Origin of the sequence: Segatella copri, assembly GCF_002224675.1 — a bacterium.
Classification (GTDB): domain Bacteria; phylum Bacteroidota; class Bacteroidia; order Bacteroidales; family Bacteroidaceae; genus Prevotella; species Prevotella copri_U.
Genome location: NZ_NMPZ01000007.1, coordinates 25632 through 42774, shown reverse-complemented (window position 1 = coordinate 42774; position 17143 = coordinate 25632). Strand labels below are relative to the sequence as shown.

Here is a 17143-nt window from a genome sequence, read left to right as displayed (position 1 = left end):
AATTATTAATTATTAACTCACTTGCGCAGAGCCAAAGGTATAGAGCTGTTTGTTTCACCAGACTAATATCCATACGCCCTATAAGGGCAAAAGCTCCTAGCCCAGGGCATCACCCTGGGTTACAACGGGCTTAAACCATACGCCCTGAAAGGGCAAAAGCTCCTAGCCCAGGGCATCACCCTGGGTTACAACGGGCTTAAACCATACGCCCTGAAAGGGCAAAAGCTCCTAGCCCAGGGCATCACCCTGGGTTACAACGGGCTCAAACCATACGCCCTGAAAGGGCAAAAGCTTTCCCTTAACACAAACTTTTAAAGCAAAAACAACAAAAAATGGCCGTAAAATTTTGTATTGTCTGCTTTTCTCAGTATCTTTGCATCCGTTTTTGAAATTTAGTTCAATCAATTGGATAATACAAAAAAACAGATATGACAAATAATACGAACAAGCACACCTTGCCAATCTGGACAGAGGTGGAATACACAGCATTATGTAAGAACCCGTATCTATCTACTCCTTTCTTCATCCCAAAGGAATCGAAGGTTTTCCTTTGCAAGGAAGACGGAAGCAGAGAGGAACAGAGAATGATCTTCCTGGTCTTCAAATCTACTGCTGCCGCAGAAGAGGAAGAATGGGAAGATGACCCAATGCCGGGAGAAATGTGGGTAAAACCTCTGGAAGATGATGATACCGAGGTATATGAACCTGCCAAGGTTATCTATCTGGGACAGGACATCGATGATTTCATTCAGGTGACCAGCGAGGACGAAAACACCATCACTTTTGATATCTACTGGCGCCATGGCGACGTGAAGGTAGAAAAGGCGGAGAAGACCGACGATGGCTTCGTCTGCAAGAAGGAGGACTTCGGTGACGAAGGCTTGCGCCTCACCCTGATTCCGGAAGAGGGAAATCCTTTCTCTCTCAATATTCAGATTCCATACATCGGCTTCTCGCTCTACGACAGTGAGGGCAACAAGGTACACAATGAACTGGAGGTGGCTCACGACAAGGTAGATGAGTATCGCTATGAATTTGTAGGTAATGACAACAACGACCGCTTCACCTTGCAGTTGGACGACAACAAACTGGTTTATATCTGCGTGCTCCGTCATGAGGATGCCCAGCTGGTGGTTCGCGACCAGCGCCAGCGCCTTGCCGTAGTAGATCAGATTCCGTCTGAGGGAAAATTGAGCGAGTTGATGATGAATGCCCATTCTGCCCTGATCAAGAACAAGAACTATCGTTGGCGCATCAACATTGCCGGCAGCAGCATCACCCACGAGGTGGAACTGGAGATTACCCCAGATAGTCTCGTTGCCTTCATCAAGGAGCAGATGGCAAAGGGCATCGACATCGATACCCTGGGACAGAGCCTCATTGCCATGGAGCAGAAGTATGCCTTCCAGTGGTTCTGGCTGAAGGACAGCGACTGGAGTCATGATGATCCGATGTTTGACATGTTCATGAACCAGCTTGTAGCTTTCTCGTATGTAAGCCAGAAGCCTATCCAGGGCGACCAGTTGCAGGCTCGCAACAACAAGCGCAAGATCAAGCGTTGCGCCAAGCTCATCAAGGCTCACCAGAAGGGTGAGATCAGCCTTTGGGATGAGGATGAGGAGCAGCGCAAGGAGATACTCCATCTCTTCAGCACCTTCCACAGTCCTTTCGTAGAGATTCTGGAGTCATTGAAGGATGAAGAAACTGAAGAAGAAGCATAAAATATAATGAGAGAGGGTGCGTCATGGACTTATGACGCACCCTCTTCTTATAGCCTAAAATTGTTGTTTTTATCTGAAAATAAAGACATTTTATTCCACATTATTTTGCATATACCATTTTTTTTCGTAACTTTGCCAAAAATTCAATAAAAGCAACAACATGAAATACCCTATAGGAATACAAGACTTTGAAAAAATCAGAAATGACGGTTATGTCTATCTTGACAAGACAGACTTGATTTATGATTTAGTACACAATGGGCATATATACTTTCTGAGTCGTCCAAGACGATTCGGAAAGTCATTGTTGATTTCTACCCTGGAATGCTACTTCCAAGGAAAGAAAGAACTGTTTAAAGGACTTGCCATCGATTCATTAGAAAAAGAATGGAAGCAATACCCTGTTTTCCATATAGATTTCAACGGCAAGGATTTCACACAAGCAGGCGAATTGGAAAAGACTTTGCTGACTTTTGTTGAAAAACAAGAATTGATTTACGGAAGAGACCCATTAGCCACCACCTTGGGAGACCGTTTCATGGCTGTATTGAGAATTGCCCACGAAAAGACAGGACTGGGCGCCGTAGTCTTGATCGATGAATATGACAAGCCTTTACTGGATGTTTTGGACACAGGGTTAAAGACCTTCGATTCTGAAGGCAACGAGCGATTACTGGAAGATAGACACCGTGAAATCATGAAAGGATTCTATAGTGTTTTCAAGGCAGCTGACAGAGATCTGAAATTCGTGTTATTAACAGGTGTTACCAAGTTCTCGCAAGTAAGCGTATTCAGCGGTTTCAACCAACCTGACGACATCAGTATGGACGACCGCTACGAGGCACTTTGCGGAATCACAGAGGAAGAATTATACTCAACCTTCGATGAACAAATCAAGGCAATGTCCGTAAGATATAAAGTATCTGAGGATGAGATGAAACATCGACTCAAGCGCAAGTATGACGGTTATCATTTCAGCCCAAGCATGCTCGACATCTACAACCCGTTCAGCATCTTGAACTCACTGAGCAAGAAAATCCTGAGTGATTTCTGGTTCCGTACAGGTTCGCCTACTTATCTGGTCCGCTTATTAGCTCACTTCGACGAAAATCTCAATGAACTGACAGGAAAATACTATCCTACCAGCAGTTTTATAGATTACAAGGCTGATACCGAGGCTCCCCTACCGATGATCTATCAGAGTGGTTATCTCACCATTAAGGATTGGAATATGGATACCGATTCCTATCTCTTGAATTTTCCAAACGACGAGGTAAAAGCAGGTTTCGTAACCATGGTGGCAGCCAATTATCTGAAACCCAAGGAGTCACCAGATGCATGGGTTATAGAGGTAGTAAGCACTATGAAGACGGGAGATTGCGACAAATTGGAGAAGCTACTCACATCCTTCTTCGCCAGCATACCCTATAGCCAACGACGCAAAGATGACGAGCGGGAAAAAGAACGATACTTCCAATATACCTTCTATCTGGTGATTCGCATGATAAGCTGCTTTACCGTCCTAATAGAAAAGGAGCAAAGTGAAGGACGAGTTGATTGCATTGTTGAGACCCCAATGTTTGTTTACATCTTCGAATTTAAGCGTGATGGTTCAGCTTCTGAAGCTTTGAAGCAAATCGAGGAAAAAGGATATGCCCGTGAGTATGCTACAGACAACAGAACGATTTACCAGATTGGCTGCAACTTCTCGTCTAAGACGGGAACGATTGACGATTGGAAGTCAAAAGCATCGTCCAACTCTCTCACCTGATAATGATGTAAATATAGTTCTATATTCAACTCAATCTTCTCAAACGCCCGGAAAATGGGAATTGCAGAGATGTGATATTTTTCCTTAAGGGTTTTTATTTTTATCCTTAAAGGCTTTTTTCCTTCACCCTCATACTGTTAAGATAATTTAAGCACAGACAAGTTATGTACAACGGCAGAAAGATGGCTATACGTTGGCTTTAAATAGCAGTATAAGATTAAAAAATCCCCATCCTGCTTTTTCAAGCTGGATGGGGATTTTGCTTATGCAATAAGGGTTATCTTCAGTTAGGCGTCCCGACGGATTTGCAATCCGTCGTAAAAAAAGGTTCGACCTATTAAGCCGGGGGATTTGTAATCCCCCTATCCCATCGAAATGCCGGCTACAGCCTGGGGGCTGGGGATAACATATCCCCAGAGCATAAAGAGGTTAGGACATTTTTGACGGCGGATTACAAATCCGCCGGGACGCCTAACGGAGGACGGGCATATCCGGCGCTACGGACTAGACGAAATATTCTTCTAAATATTTGGTATTTTGAATTATTTTCAGTATCTTTGCAAGCAAATATTTTAATGAAATAGTAAATGATTATACAGTAAAAAACCCAAAATGATGAAACAGAAAAAACATCGAAAGATTCCGGCTCTGGTAGCTGGTACTACGCTCGTGGCAGCGATGACCCTGATGGCTTCCTGCTCCACAGACTACGAAGACAAGATTGTGTACAACGACATCCAGCAGCCCTTCCAGCAGAACTTCAAGAAAGACACCGTGGCTTTCGACAAGCTGCCGGCTGAGTTCGCCAAGCACATCCTGAATCTATCCGACCCTTCAACTGAGATCGTCGGCAAGGCAGACTACACCTTCCAGACCAACAACCTGATCAGCGTGAAGAAATCGGCAGTGGGCGATTCGCTCGTCATCACCAGCTGGAGTGCGAAACCAGTCTCCAACGTCACCCTCGAGATGTATATTCCGGAGGCTGACGAGTATATCCCCGTGGCCTTTTTCGAAACCGTTCCTGCCTTCTCCCGCTTCTCGTTCAAGCCATCCTTTATTGGCAGAAGAAACGTATGGAAGAAGAAAAGCGGAAATTTCGTGAGCTTCCTTTGTCCATATCTCGATATGAACCAGATGAAGGCACGACTCACCAGCGATGATGAACACTTCAAGATGCTCCAGAAAATTGATGCCCAGTGGAACTGCAGCTTCTCCAACTTCGGATGGACTCCTACCGTGGGCGAATCATACAACTTCCGCGAGATGAGACCTATCTATGCCCGAGAGTGGGTGGTGATACTCACCAACTATGCCTATATGATGACCACCCCGGAGTACAAGTATGTGATGGCAAACTTCAAGAAGGTGATGGGCGGCGACCTCTACGACAACGAGAAGGTGACATTCACTGCCGAAAAGTACCAGAGCGAGATGGAGAGATTCAAGGCTAAGAAGAACTTCGTGCTCGGACAGACCTCACCTGCCTATGGCGGACTGGGCGGCGGTGCCACCTGGGGCATTACCGACTGGAACTTCTACGGTCACTATGCATCCTTCAGCGGTTGGGAATCCATCACCCACGAGTTCATGCACTGCATGGATTACAGTCACAACAGCAACATGACCTATGCGGCAAAGACTCCGGAAGGTGTGAACGTAGGCTGGACTGAGTTCATCTGGCAGTTGCACATGTGGCTGAGCAAGAAGGGCGACCTGCCATATACCGACCGGAACCTGCTGGGTTTCCACAAACCGGAGAATGCGCAGTATCGTGACTGCGACATCATGCAGATTTTCCAGGATGATGCCGTATTGCAGAAGAATATCGATAGTTTTTACAAGAAGAGCCGACTGGTGAAGTACTTCACCGAGAATCCGCTCAAGGACAACAAGAAGTAAGGAGGAAAAAGAGAAATGAGAAAAGACGTAATGATGATCAGCGCAGGACTGATGATGCTGGCAATGGCATCCTGCGACCAGACAGAATATAGAGAGATTACAGAAGACCGAGTTGTGCCGCAGCCGGTGGATACCATCAAGGTGGCAGACCATTTCTACCTGGACGGCTACCTCTCACGCACATCTGAGGATATCGGAGGCCGACAGCTGAATGCCGTAAATCTCTTCAGCGATGGCGAAGAACTGTATGTAGCCAACTTTGCCGGCAAATGCATCGATGTATTCGATGCAGAAACGCTGGAGCTGAAGCGCAGCATGAGCAATGGCGACCGCACACTGGCACGTGATGTATATGCCGAGGGCGACCACCTCTTCGTGGCAGCCGGCGACAGCCGCGAGGTGCAGATCTTCGAGAAGAAGACGGGCAAGTATCTCAACCGTCTAGGCACAGGCAACTGGCAAGGCAGCAATGTATCCTGGGCAGGATGCGTGTGCGCCACCCCTCGTCTGGTATTCGTAAGAGATTCCAAGGAGATGAATATCAGGGTCTTCGACCGTGAGGCGCTGGATATGGATGCTGCCAACAACAACAATGTCTATGCCAAGCTGGCTACAGACAGTTATTTCATCGGCAGCAAGTTTGAGCCGCAGTCTGAATCCTATGATATGGAAGCGATAGGCGATTCGCTCTACAGTTTCATTCCTCGTACAGGTACCATCTATGCCTGGAAGGTGCAGGACATCATTGAGAAGAAGGGAGATGCGCCAGCCAAGATTACCCAGAATGCAACAGAGAAGATCCGTTCCATCTCGAAGACCGATGACAAGGAGAAGTTCTTCGTATCGATGGAGAAGGACGGCAAGATGCAGCTGGCAGAATACACCCTGGCTGATATTCAGAAGCGAGACTTCTCTCAGCCAATCCGCAGTTTTGCGGGCGACGGCCGAGTGAGCCTGCCATCCCAGACCATCGTAACCTACCAGAAGGAGAAGCTGATCCTGACCAACGGCACTAAGCTCGACCGCTGGGAGATCCGCAACAATCCATCCTACGAGATCCAGCCTCGGCAGAAGTAAGTAAGCGAAGCATTCTCGGAATAAAGCAAAAAAACTGCCTAAAAATTTGGAGGTTACAAATATTCAGCGTATCTTTGCATATATATTTAATTAATCATGGAGGATAGAATATGATGATATACGTAGCCAACCCACTTTACGATGCCGTCTTCAAGTATATGATGGAAGATGAGCGAATAGCCAAGACTCTGCTTTCTGCACTCTTGCAGAAAACGGTGATTGCTGTAGAAATGCGTCGTCATGAGTATCCCAATATTGCCCGTGATGCCATCTCTATGTTTCGTGTTGACTTTGCTGCAACCGTATTGGAAGATGACGGCAGTAAGAATCTGATTCTGATAGAATTGCAGAAAACATGGCTGGAGACGGAAACCTTGCGCTTCCGCCAATACCTGGCTGTGCAGTATAACAACAAGGAGAATATGCGCAAGGAGACCAAGGGCAAGTATGCCCTGCCTACCGTGGCGGTGTATCTGCTGGGGCATAACGTGGGACAATTCACGGAACCCGTCATCTATGCCAGACATAAGATATATGACTATGAGGGAAATGAAGTACACCAGGAGGAGCCAGACCCATTTGTAGAGAGTCTGCAGCATGACAGCATCATTGTCCAGATTCCGCGACTGAGAGGAAGGGTAAACAATAGACTGGAGAAAATACTGAGCGTATTCGACCAGTCGCAGATTTATCCGGACGACCAGCGAATGCTTGAGTTGGATGAGAACAAATATGGGGATGATGCCGAAATGACGCATATACTCCATCGTCTCCAGTCGGCGGCGGCTAATCCTGACATCAGAAACAGGATGAATGCAGAGGATGAGTTCTTCCAGGCCCTGGAAGACAGGGATACTACTATCATGACGCAGAAAAAAGAACTCGAAAAGCAGAAGGCGGCAATTGAAGAGCAGAAAGCGGCAATTGAAGAGAAGGATGCGGCACTTGAAGAGCAGAAGGCGTCACTTGAAGAGAAGGATGCATCCTTGCGCGCAGCTGTCTTGGCATTATCGAAGTCGGGCATGAATGCAGAAATGATAGCAAAGACTTTGAATATCGGAGAGGAGAAAATACTGGAAATATTATCTAACTGATATTCCAAACCCATTTCAGTACTTGAATAACAGATAAACAGAAATCCCCCATCCTACTTTCTCAAGCGGGATGGGGGTTTTGCTTATTACTAAAAGTAAACCTAAAAAAGCCCGTATCTGACGATACTGCTGATATTTATATTTAATTTATAGATATATGATATCTTTTGGATTTTCGGATCAAAAGCCCTGCCGGCTTTCACAAGCAGGCAGGGGATAATTATAAGTAAAAGATGTAAATAGATGTACCACTGTACAACCTACTTATTAAAACTATAAAATTAATCTTGCAGATTCTACACACATTAATCTGCTTCCTTGAATATGAAGGAGGCATATTCACATACACCCGCAATCAATAGACTCTAATTCTTGCGATTATTTACCACAGACTATCACTAGCCTACCTATTATATCTCGAACTGTCTTTTTAGAAAACGCCCCGGCGGCGACATAACTTCCGCCGAGGCGCGGCATTTTCATGCGCATTCTATGAAATGAATTTCTTTCGTTCCAGACTGTACTCCGTTAGGCGTCCCGACGGATATGTTATCCGTCGTAAAAAAGGTTCGACCTATTAAGCCGGGGGATTTGCAATCCCCTATCCCATCGATATGCTGGCAACAGCCTGGTTGCTGGGGATTGCAAATCCCCAGAGCATAAAGAGGTTAGGTCATTTTTTGACGGCGGATTGCAAATCCGCCGGGACGCCTAACGGAGGAAAGGGCATATCCGACGCTACGGGCGAGATCAGCCTTTGGGAAGAGGATGAGGAGCAGCGCAAGGAGATTCTCCATCTCTTCAGTACCTTCCACAGTCCTTTCGTAGAGATTCTGGAGTCATTGAAGGACGAGGAAACTGAAGAAGAAGCATAAAATATAATGAGAGAGGGTGCGTCATAAGTCCATGACGCACCCTCTTCTTATAGCTTAAATCTCCCTATAAGCACAGTTTTTTCTGGCTTATAGGGAGATTTTTGGCTAAAATAGCCTGTAAACTGCTGTAATGACAAATAATTTTCACTATTCAGCCTTTAGCCAGGCTCTCCCAGGAAATGGTAAATCAATTGCACCATTTTGGGAGAAAAGTATTGACACCGCTGATGATAGCCCAGTTGGCGGATGCCCTCCCATAGGGGTGGACAGCGCTTGATCCATGACATCAGGTGTCGGCGAGCCGTAATCTTGTCGCCCGCCATCGGAAAATACTGCAAGGCGAGATCTGCCTTGCCCATCATCATATTGTTATTGTGATTGGCATCTTGCATAAGCTAGTCATTTTTGAGGTTAGACGGAACAGGAGGAAAAGGCTTGGCTACGGGAACAGGATCCGGAGAGGATGCTCCGGAAGATTTCACAGGCAGACTGCCTCTATCCTTGAAGAAACCACGGAGGGCACTCACGATATATGCTGCCTTTTTCATAGGCTGATGCAGACGGATGCGCTCGGCAACATACTTTTCCTTGCGCTCAAACCACACCACAAAGTCGCCCAACATTCCCAGAAAGAGATGACTGCTCAGCTCCTTCGCAGTAGCCTCGCTTACATCATAACGATTCATCAGCTTGATTTTCAACTGGATACGTTGAGAGCGCAATTCCTCCGGAATCTTATCTTCCTGCACTTCATCCTCACGGCAGTGGACCGTAAAAACCAGGTAGGTAGGCCACCCCACGCAGCGCTGCTCAGCTCTCAGGGCATCCTCCTCGGAATAATAGGTAGATAGCGTGAGATACTGATCTACCATGCCACAGTCGTAGAGTCGCTTCTGGTCGTCGAGTGCCGGCTGGAGGCTCTTCGACATCAGATCGCTGAAGTATTTGTAATAATTCTCCCTGCCGTGCATCAGCGCCACAAACTTCTTGGGATCTATCTTGGTATATCCCTTCAACGCCCAGCAGAGGGTAATGATGTAGAGCTTGATGGATGACGCACTGCAGCAGTGATTCACCACATCCAGATGCACATGGGCTACCCCCTTGTCGAAACTGTAGAAGTAGTCCAGCAGATCGTTGGAGAAACGGAACTCCACCGCCAGATGACCTCCCATCCTGATGAATTCACAAGAGAAAAGTCTTGGAAATTCAGCGTAATAGGTCACCTGGTTCACATCACACTTGTAGGGGATGGCTATCGGCTTGCGCTTCGCCATATCCACTATCGCATTCTTAACCTGACTATAGCGGCTGGTATGGGCGCATAGATCCGACAAGCGGATGACGACTACAACATAGCCATCTGCCATCTGCCTGGCTGTCAAACGCTTACGCATAGACTTATTAGGCATTTGACCATCTACCACGTAGTCCTTAATCACTTTCTGAGCATGGCCAATAATGGTCAAAACTACCTTGAGCTGCACAACGGAATAATTGTTTCGCGACAGTCCTTGAACTCCCAGCAGGGAGATTACATTGTTTCTAGGTGTAGTCATCTTTTTTCCTTGTTAGCTGTCTGCCCTTTTCAAGGTAGGCAAATTCATATTTTAAAAGGAAATCGACACAGAAGGATAGGTGAAGATAACAATCAGAGCGCCTACTTATAGCTTCCTTTGGGAGCTTTTACTCATTCTTTTTTTAGCGCTCGTATGGTATATACCATCTTACCATCCATTCCGTGCCGATTATTCTTTTTTCGAAACAATCGGACACAGAATGTCCAGGTAAGGATCCTATACCAAACCCATAAGAGATAGGAAAAGAATGAGTGTACCTATTCTCTCAGGGCGATTGAAAAACCCTCACTTGTATCAGCCTCATAACAATACTGCTTTTTGCCATAGCTTTGTTGTCAAAGCTTTTTGCCATAGCTTTTGATGTCATTTCAGCTAACCGATTGCAAAAGTAACACCTTTTTTTGAAATAACCAAAAAAAACGAAGAAAAAATACATTTTCCATCAAATTTTCTAAAAAAAAAGATTTTTCACGCGCGTTTACGTATAGTATAAAAAGTATAATAAAGTATATATATTACTATATATGGTATAGTATAAGGGCCATTTTCTCAAATCTATCCATCTAATTATCAAGCACTTAACATTCAACCTCTCGCTGAGAGTGTAGCTTCAGCCACCCCCATTCGCCGAGATGGTAGCTGTTTCTCGCCGAAATGGTAGCATAAAAACCACCCACTCCCCGAGAGTGTAGCAACGCCAGGAAAGATGTTTTCGGATATCGGCATATAGGGTGCTTGCAGGAGGCATATCGGGCATCAGCCTACACCCAATATGGCATGAGCCTACGCCATATACGGCATGAGCTTGCATCATATATGACGCTGGCAAGTATCATATATGACGCTGGCGAGTATCATATATGACGCAAGCGATCATCATATATGACACAGACGAAAGAGTACCATCTTGAACCAAAGTGAACCAAAAAGGACGAAAGTGAACCATCTTGGACCAAAGTGTGCAAATCGCCCCTGCCGGATGTCGTATCTTTGCATATGTAATCGGGAAGAGTCCGATACACAACAAGAGTTATTCATCTTTTAAATTTTTAGTATTATGTCAGTAAGTTTTAGTTTAGCAAAGCATTTGGCAAAGCCGGGTGACAAGACCTCGGACAGCAAGTATTATGCTTGCACACAGATCAACGATTCTATCTCGCTCAAGATGTTTGCAGGATTGATCGAGAAGCAGACCACCGTATCCCGTGCAGACTGCACCGCAGTATTGGTGAGCGCCGTAGATAACCTGGTAACAGAGCTTCAGCGCGGCAACCAGGTGGAGTTTGGTGAGCTGGGCAAGTTCCGACTCCAGCTTACAAGTACAGGAGTAGATAATCCTGCCGACTTCCGCAGCGACGTCAACATCACCGGGGCAAACATCCAGTATATTCCTGGAGAGGGTGTGAAGAACAAGTTCAGCGAGCTGGATTACAAGCAGGTGGCATCCAGAGCTCTGCAGATTGCAGCCATGAAGGCAGAGAAGGCGGGCGCCAAGACGCTCAACATCGAGGAGGCAAAGAAGTACAAGAAGGACGAGGCGGCTGGCGACGGCACAGACGAGACCGGCAAGCCAGGAAGCACCACCGGAGGCGGCACATCACAGGGCACCGGCAGCACTGGTGAGAACAGTGGCGGCAACAGCCAGGGAACAGGCGGCACAGGTGAGAATACCGGCAACACCGGCGAGGATTCCGGCAACGGTGACAATGTAAGTTTGTAAACCATTAATTATTAAAAGATTAAGTATATGAGTATCAAGAACAAGCAGACATGGAATGAGGTCATCAAGTTTGTGGTGACGGTATTAACGGCCCTTTTGGGGGCTATGGGAGTTTCTTCCTGCTCTTTTTAGGGAGCACCGACACTAGGGTTTAACAATGAGTATCTGGTTTTATTTGATAGACTATGAGAAAGATTGATATGATTGTGGTGCATTGCAGCGGTAGCCGCTGCAATCACCCTTACACAGTAGAGCAGCTGCGCCACGACCATGTGGAGGTGAACGGCTGGTTTGACATCGGCTATCATTATTATATTACGCGCGACGGCAAGGTACATGAGTGCCGTCCGGTAGAGCGAATGGGTGCGCATGCCCGTGGAGCCAACGCCAACTCCATCGGCATCTGTTATGAGGGCGGACTGGATGCCAATGGCTGCATAGCCGACACCCGAACGGCGGCCCAGAAGGATGCGATGTTCTGGCTGATCATCAACCTCCACCACCGTTTTCCTGACATCAAGGTGATACTGGGTCATCGTGACCTGCCTGGCGTGCAGAAGGCATGTCCCTGCTTCGATGCCACCAAGCTCCAGCCGCTGCTGGAGGTATAGGAATGGGAACAGAAAGAATCATCCCCCAACCTGCAAACTGCGGGCTGGGGGATTTGCATTATGTGATAGAAAGAGTTATGAATGTCTATCAGCCAGTTTTCCCGCTTTTTATTTGGTCGTTTCAGGAAAAAAGCGTAATTTTGCGGCGAAACTAGATGTTGAACCTTAAAATAATTGAAGTTTCGCATGTGGTTTAAGTACGGGCTGAAGGCCCAAAAGCCCCTAGCCCAGGGCAACGCCCTGGGTATAAAAGCAATCAGCAAGGCGCCCTGTAAGGGCAAAAGCCTTATAAATAGCCCGGTTCTTTAAAGCTTTTGCCCTTACAGGGCGACAGGGTTGCGTCCATAATAACCCAGGGCGATGCCCTGGGCTAGGGGCTTCTGCCCTTTCAGGGCGTGTGGAGCTTACATGCGAAACTTGAGTTAAATAAAAAAGATATGCCCTCTTGCTTCGCAGCAAAAGGGCATACGCTTAGTTTTCATTATTTGATTTGTATAAGTCAATAAATAAACCAAATTTAACACTAAATCTTATAAAACTAATCTTACAATAAGCCTATTCTATAGATCTAACCTAGTACAATTAAACTAATTTGATAGTTATTCAATTCTAAGTTATCCCGTATAAGATGACTAATAACTCAATTTTGTTGTCTCACCATTTGGGCTGATCACAATATTGTTCTTCACCTTCAAGTTATCTACCGAATCATAAACAAGAGGCTTGTCATCCTGAGAACGCAGAGTGAATACATTGTTCTCGATGGTGATGTTGCGGTGAACAGCACCAGCCTTCTTGCGGTTTTCTGGATTGATCCAGATGGTAGAACTAGCGCAACGATTGAAAGTATTGTTGCGGATGATGAGATTGTGAACCGGACCCGATTCAAACCAGCTGCGAGCATCGTCTGCCACGAGAATAGCACTCATCTGCATTCCGTAGAAATAGTTATCCTCGATAACAGATGGCTGACGGGTGGTAATGAGAATACCACGAGTAGGAATACGGCTGAAGTGGCAACGTGCAATGTGTACACGAGGAGTCCAGGTGATGTTCTCCACTACACGTGTTCCATTCTTCAATAGATTCGCTGGTACTGGCTTGGTGAGCGTTATCTCTATCTCGCGAGGAGAAACCATCTTGGCACTCTTTACCTTGAAGGCACCCTCAGCAAGAAGTGTTTCAGGATTTACTATTTCAATGTCATCGCCGCTGTGGAATGACTGGAAACCATAGGTCTGATGATGCATATAGCGCAGGAGCAGCTTGTTGGCAGAGGTTGCACGAACAATCTGCAAATGAGTTCCATGCACATTGATAGGGTCATCATGAGCACCGGCAAACTTGGTATCGGTAATATCCACCAGTCCACGGCAGCCGGAAATCTGGATAAAGTCGGCAAATCCCGCATTGGTTCTGCCACTTCCCTCTTCTGGTGCAAACCAGCAGCGGTGGATAGAAATGTTTTCAGAAACCTGACCTACAACACCGAAGTTGCTGAGATAATAGATACGTACATTGTCCAGACGAACATTCTTTGACTCCCAGATAAGTCCGCAAGCCTCACGGCGGATAGCGTCGCGCATCTGGAAGACAGTACCTACAGGAACGGTAGGCTTCTTGTTGTATTTGATATAGAGCTTACCAGGCTCCATCTCGCGAGCCTCTACCACATTGTCGGTAGGACTCCAGTCACGCCAGGTAATATCCTTGATAGGATCATACCACTGCGCAATACCTCTGCTGAAAGCCCAGCCACGTCCGTACCATTCTACTTTACCGTCCTTGATGCGGTATTGTGAAGTAGGATGAGTGCGGCATATCATATAGTCCTTACCATCAGCCTCCACGGTCATTTCGGTCTGGGTAGGATGAGCATTGTCAATATTAAGATTACGGAGTGTGATGTTCTGACAGTTGTCGATGACAAATGCCGACATCTCGCCGTCGAGCATCAGTGTAGAGCCATTACCGTCGATGGTTACATTTCGAAGGCCACGCAGCAGCAGGGCGATGTGCTTTGAAGGATCTGCACACTCAACCTCTGACGTAGTATTCGAAATATAATATTTGCGCACGGTAGATTCCTCACGGGTAATGTTCCATACACCGAGTTCCAGCTTCAAAGTTACTGGACTTCCCTTCATGGCAGCAGCCTTTTCCAATGCGCTGCGGATAGCATTGGCTGCATTTCCGTTCTGGCTGACGCTGATAACCTTCTCAGCAGCACTTACAGAAATGAACGACAACAGTAAAAGCGACAGGACAATCAGTCTTTCTTTGATAGTATTCTTCATTATAATGATACCTTTTCTATTATTCTTAATTTTAAGAAAGCCCGAAATCAGAGAAGATTCCGGGCTTTCCCCTTTTTCTGTCTAACTCCTGAAATAGGAGCTGGCAAGCTTATTTATTAAAACTAACAATTTTAATAGTCCAGATCTTTGTGTTGCCATTGGCAGCCTTTACGCTGAACTTGCGTTCCTTGGTCCAATCGTCTGGAGTACCCAAGTTAGCAGTTCCCTCAACAGGAGTAATACGAGCTGCTGTAGAAACAGTTACCTGACCCCACAACTTGCTCTGAGTTACCTGGTTGCGTACTTCTTCTGTGAAGTCGCCGCCAGCATCAGGAACGGAAACACTTACGTTGATGACGCCATTCTCAGAGTCAACAGCACTCTGGCAGTTCAAACGCTTTTCCTTTACCACAGGCTCGCCAGTGATAGGGTCCTTGTCTGTACTTGCCCAACGGTGGTAGAGCTGTACGGCGCTGATTTCCGCCTCCTCATAAGCAGGCAGATCCTCCCAATTACATGCTGTGAGAAGAGGCATGCAAACCAACAGAAACACCCATTTGAGTGTTGAAAGAGATATCTTTTTCATTTCTATTCGATTTTTTGTTTATTAATAATATTACTCCCATCCTGGGTTCTGGTCTGATTCGTTGATGGCAGAGTTTGCCTGAATCAATGACTTAGGAATAGGGAAGAGATAAGAGCGGGTATCGAATGCACGCTTGTCGTTAGAAAGCTGAACATTACCGATATAGAAAGCAGAGTGGTCTGGCTTGATCTCGATGAATGTTGCAGGTTCTGTAAGCTCATTGATTACGCTACCAGGAGCCTTACCATCGTTAGCCTCCTGACCATACTTACCCCAACGCAGGAGACTGAAGTACCAGTCACCCTCCCAGAAGAGTTCTACGCGGCGCTCAATCTTGTAGTCCTTCCATGCATCAGCAAGTGTACTTGCCTCAGAAGCTGGAAGACCACCATGAGTCTGGCGAGTCAGGTTGAGAGTAGCTACTGCATCAGATACCTTGTTCAGACGAAGCTGAGCCTCTGCCTTGTTGAGCAAGCAACGGCCATAGCGGAAGATAACCTTGTGGTAATCCGTATATACATTGTAGAATGGACGTGGATCCCAGTTGGTATAGATGTACTTGCGCATAGCGTAGTTGGTCAGAGGCACGTGGTCGTTAGCGTAACGGTTGGTTGCCCAGCGGCTGAAGTTACCACGAGTGTAAGTGGTGATGTTCTCGCCGAGGTATGTAGAACCGTCGTGAACGATAGAAGCGTCGAAACGCTTGTCACGGTGCTGATACATCAGGTCGCTGATGTTGGTACCAGCAGTCTTTACCTTGAATGCCTTGAAGTACTGACCACCGTCAAACTCTGCATCATCCTTGTGCTCGATGCTGGCAATAGCCTCATCGCGGCTGATAGGAGTGGTGTTGTTGACGAATTGTGAAGCCTCATACCAGCGTACTGCCTTACCTGTCTCCTGGTCGATAACCAGATAGTCATCTACGAGGTTCTGGCTTGGAGTGTGGTCGAGCCAGCACTCAAAGATATCTGGATTCTTGAACAAAGGTCCGCAACCGTTCTTCTCAAGGTTTGAGTTGAGCAGGTTAGGGATGAGGTTGATCATATCAGTACCCTGTACGGTTGTATTGTCCTTGCTCCAGTACTGAGCCAGAATGATCTCTGGTGAAGAGTAAGCACCGTCCTGGTTGAAGATACTCTCATAGTTGGCATCGAGTGAAACACCTTTGAGGGCGTCAACTGCGTCGATAGCCTCCTGATAAAGGCTCTTGCCTGCCTGCAGAGATGCATTGTCGTTGGTATAGGCTGCAGCTGTAAGGCAAACCTCAGAGAGGAATGCATAGCCGGCATTCTTTGTCAGGCGACCAGCCTCTGCCTCTTCTGGCAAGTTAGGAATAGCCTCACGCAAATCGGTCAGTACGTGCTGGTAGCTCTCTACGATATCCTTGGTAAGAGGAAGATTGAACTCATCGTTGGTGTTGAGTACACGGTCCACCCAGATATAACGGCCAGCCTTGCGAGCCAGGTCGAAGTAAATCATGGCGCGCATCATCTTTGCCTCTGCTGTGTAGCGTGCCTTGTAAGCCTCAGGAATAGATGATTCCTTCATCTTCTCGATGATGAGGTTACAGTTACGGATAGAGGTAAAACGGCTGTTCAAACCACAATCGTAGGTGTTCTCGATAAGGCCACGAGCCTCGCCTGGACAGTCGGCACGGCAGTTCACCATGTTGTTGGTGAATGTCTTGTCCCATGTAGAGAACCATTCGTAAAGGCCGAATGCATTGCCATAGTTTCCGATGACGAATGCATCAACAGTACCCTGTGTCTCCCAAACAGTTGTTTCAGGATAGCCTTCTGTTGGCTTGGTGTCGAGGAAATCGCTGCAGCTCTGAAGGCCGAGGGCTCCCATCAACAGAATTGGCAATATATGTTTATGTTTCATAATGAATATGCTTTTTAATTAT

14 protein-coding genes are annotated in these 17143 nt (G+C 46.6%); 9 read left to right on the top strand and 5 right to left on the bottom strand.

What is annotated here, in order from left to right:
- Window positions 1-428: 428 nt before the first annotated feature.
- From CFT61_RS05700 to CFT61_RS05675, 6 genes are all read left to right on the top strand, one after another.
- Window positions 429-1721, top strand: coding sequence for a hypothetical protein (locus CFT61_RS05700; RefSeq protein ID WP_254918874.1), 1293 nt, complete (start codon window positions 429-431; stop codon window positions 1719-1721).
- A gap of 160 nt (window positions 1722-1881) precedes the next feature.
- Window positions 1882-3492: an ATP-binding protein gene (locus CFT61_RS05695; protein ID WP_089543499.1), complete on the top strand. Its 1611-nt coding sequence runs from the start codon at window positions 1882-1884 to the stop codon at window positions 3490-3492.
- Window positions 3493-4104: 612 nt separating this feature from the next.
- Window positions 4105-5394: a hypothetical protein gene (locus tag CFT61_RS05690; RefSeq protein ID WP_254918873.1), complete on the top strand. Its 1290-nt coding sequence runs from the start codon at window positions 4105-4107 to the stop codon at window positions 5392-5394.
- 15 nt (window positions 5395-5409) lie between these two features.
- Window positions 5410-6471 (top strand): YncE family protein, encoded by a 1062-nt coding sequence (locus CFT61_RS05685; protein WP_254918872.1) that lies wholly within the window; start codon window positions 5410-5412, stop codon window positions 6469-6471.
- 110 nt (window positions 6472-6581) lie between these two features.
- On the top strand, window positions 6582-7565 hold the full coding sequence (locus tag CFT61_RS05680) for a hypothetical protein (RefSeq protein ID WP_254918871.1): 984 nt from the start codon (window positions 6582-6584) through the stop codon (window positions 7563-7565).
- Window positions 7566-8179: 614 nt separating this feature from the next.
- Complete coding sequence (locus CFT61_RS05675; RefSeq protein WP_089543497.1) at window positions 8180-8440, top strand: hypothetical protein; 261 nt, start codon at window positions 8180-8182, stop codon at window positions 8438-8440.
- A gap of 158 nt (window positions 8441-8598) precedes the next feature.
- On the opposite strand, the gene CFT61_RS05670 is transcribed toward CFT61_RS05675, so the two are convergent.
- Entirely contained in the window at window positions 8599-8832 is a 234-nt protein-coding gene (locus CFT61_RS05670; RefSeq protein ID WP_228115447.1) for a DUF4248 domain-containing protein, read from the bottom strand.
- 3 nt (window positions 8833-8835) lie between these two features.
- Complete coding sequence (locus tag CFT61_RS05665; RefSeq protein ID WP_089543496.1) at window positions 8836-9999, bottom strand: replication initiation protein; 1164 nt, start codon at window positions 9997-9999, stop codon at window positions 8836-8838.
- Between the two features lie 1078 nt (window positions 10000-11077).
- On the opposite strand from CFT61_RS05665, the gene CFT61_RS05660 reads away from it, so the two are divergent.
- The 3 genes from CFT61_RS05660 to CFT61_RS05655 are packed head-to-tail and all read left to right on the top strand — an operon-like array spanning window position 11078 to window position 12351.
- Window positions 11078-11740, top strand: coding sequence for a DNA-binding protein (locus CFT61_RS05660; protein ID WP_176425514.1), 663 nt, complete (start codon window positions 11078-11080; stop codon window positions 11738-11740).
- A gap of 27 nt (window positions 11741-11767) precedes the next feature.
- Window positions 11768-11872 carry a smalltalk protein gene (locus CFT61_RS16875; protein WP_153095822.1) on the top strand — a complete coding sequence of 35 codons (105 nt, stop codon included), beginning with the start codon at window positions 11768-11770 and terminating at the stop codon, window positions 11870-11872.
- A 53-nt stretch (window positions 11873-11925) separates the two neighbouring features.
- Window positions 11926-12351, top strand: coding sequence for an N-acetylmuramoyl-L-alanine amidase (locus CFT61_RS05655; protein WP_089543495.1), 426 nt, complete (start codon window positions 11926-11928; stop codon window positions 12349-12351).
- Window positions 12352-12983: 632 nt separating this feature from the next.
- Here CFT61_RS05655 and CFT61_RS05650 read toward each other — a convergent pair.
- From CFT61_RS05650 to CFT61_RS05640, 3 genes are all read right to left on the bottom strand, one after another.
- Window positions 12984-14648: a right-handed parallel beta-helix repeat-containing protein gene (locus CFT61_RS05650; RefSeq protein ID WP_089543494.1), complete on the bottom strand. Its 1665-nt coding sequence runs from the start codon at window positions 14646-14648 to the stop codon at window positions 12984-12986.
- Between the two features lie 109 nt (window positions 14649-14757).
- On the bottom strand, window positions 14758-15234 hold the full coding sequence (locus CFT61_RS05645) for a DUF5018-related domain-containing protein (RefSeq protein WP_089543493.1): 477 nt from the start codon (window positions 15232-15234) through the stop codon (window positions 14758-14760).
- Window positions 15235-15264: 30 nt separating this feature from the next.
- Complete coding sequence (locus CFT61_RS05640) at window positions 15265-17121, bottom strand: RagB/SusD family nutrient uptake outer membrane protein (RefSeq protein ID WP_089543492.1); 1857 nt, start codon at window positions 17119-17121, stop codon at window positions 15265-15267.
- Between the last annotated feature and the right edge of the window lie 22 nt (window positions 17122-17143).

What these genes read in the sequence shown, in the direction of transcription:
- CFT61_RS05700 (WP_254918874.1), top strand. Translation starts at nt 429, where the DNA reads ATGACAAATAATACGAACAAGCACACCTTGCCAATCTGGACAGAGGTG.
- CFT61_RS05695 (WP_089543499.1), top strand. Translation starts at nt 1,882, where the DNA reads ATGAAATACCCTATAGGAATACAAGACTTTGAAAAAATCAGAAATGAC.
- CFT61_RS05690 (WP_254918873.1), top strand. Translation starts at nt 4,105, where the DNA reads ATGATGAAACAGAAAAAACATCGAAAGATTCCGGCTCTGGTAGCTGGT.
- CFT61_RS05685 (WP_254918872.1), top strand. Translation starts at nt 5,410, where the DNA reads ATGAGAAAAGACGTAATGATGATCAGCGCAGGACTGATGATGCTGGCA.
- CFT61_RS05680 (WP_254918871.1), top strand. Translation starts at nt 6,582, where the DNA reads ATGATGATATACGTAGCCAACCCACTTTACGATGCCGTCTTCAAGTAT.
- CFT61_RS05675 (WP_089543497.1), top strand. Translation starts at nt 8,180, where the DNA reads ATGCTGGCAACAGCCTGGTTGCTGGGGATTGCAAATCCCCAGAGCATA.
- CFT61_RS05670 (WP_228115447.1), bottom strand. Translation starts at nt 8,832, where the DNA reads ATGCAAGATGCCAATCACAATAACAATATGATGATGGGCAAGGCAGAT.
- CFT61_RS05665 (WP_089543496.1), bottom strand. Translation starts at nt 9,999, where the DNA reads ATGACTACACCTAGAAACAATGTAATCTCCCTGCTGGGAGTTCAAGGA.
- CFT61_RS05660 (WP_176425514.1), top strand. Translation starts at nt 11,078, where the DNA reads ATGTCAGTAAGTTTTAGTTTAGCAAAGCATTTGGCAAAGCCGGGTGAC.
- CFT61_RS16875 (WP_153095822.1), top strand. Translation starts at nt 11,768, where the DNA reads ATGAGTATCAAGAACAAGCAGACATGGAATGAGGTCATCAAGTTTGTG.
- CFT61_RS05655 (WP_089543495.1), top strand. Translation starts at nt 11,926, where the DNA reads ATGAGAAAGATTGATATGATTGTGGTGCATTGCAGCGGTAGCCGCTGC.
- CFT61_RS05650 (WP_089543494.1), bottom strand. Translation starts at nt 14,648, where the DNA reads ATGAAGAATACTATCAAAGAAAGACTGATTGTCCTGTCGCTTTTACTG.
- CFT61_RS05645 (WP_089543493.1), bottom strand. Translation starts at nt 15,234, where the DNA reads ATGAAAAAGATATCTCTTTCAACACTCAAATGGGTGTTTCTGTTGGTT.
- CFT61_RS05640 (WP_089543492.1), bottom strand. Translation starts at nt 17,121, where the DNA reads ATGAAACATAAACATATATTGCCAATTCTGTTGATGGGAGCCCTCGGC.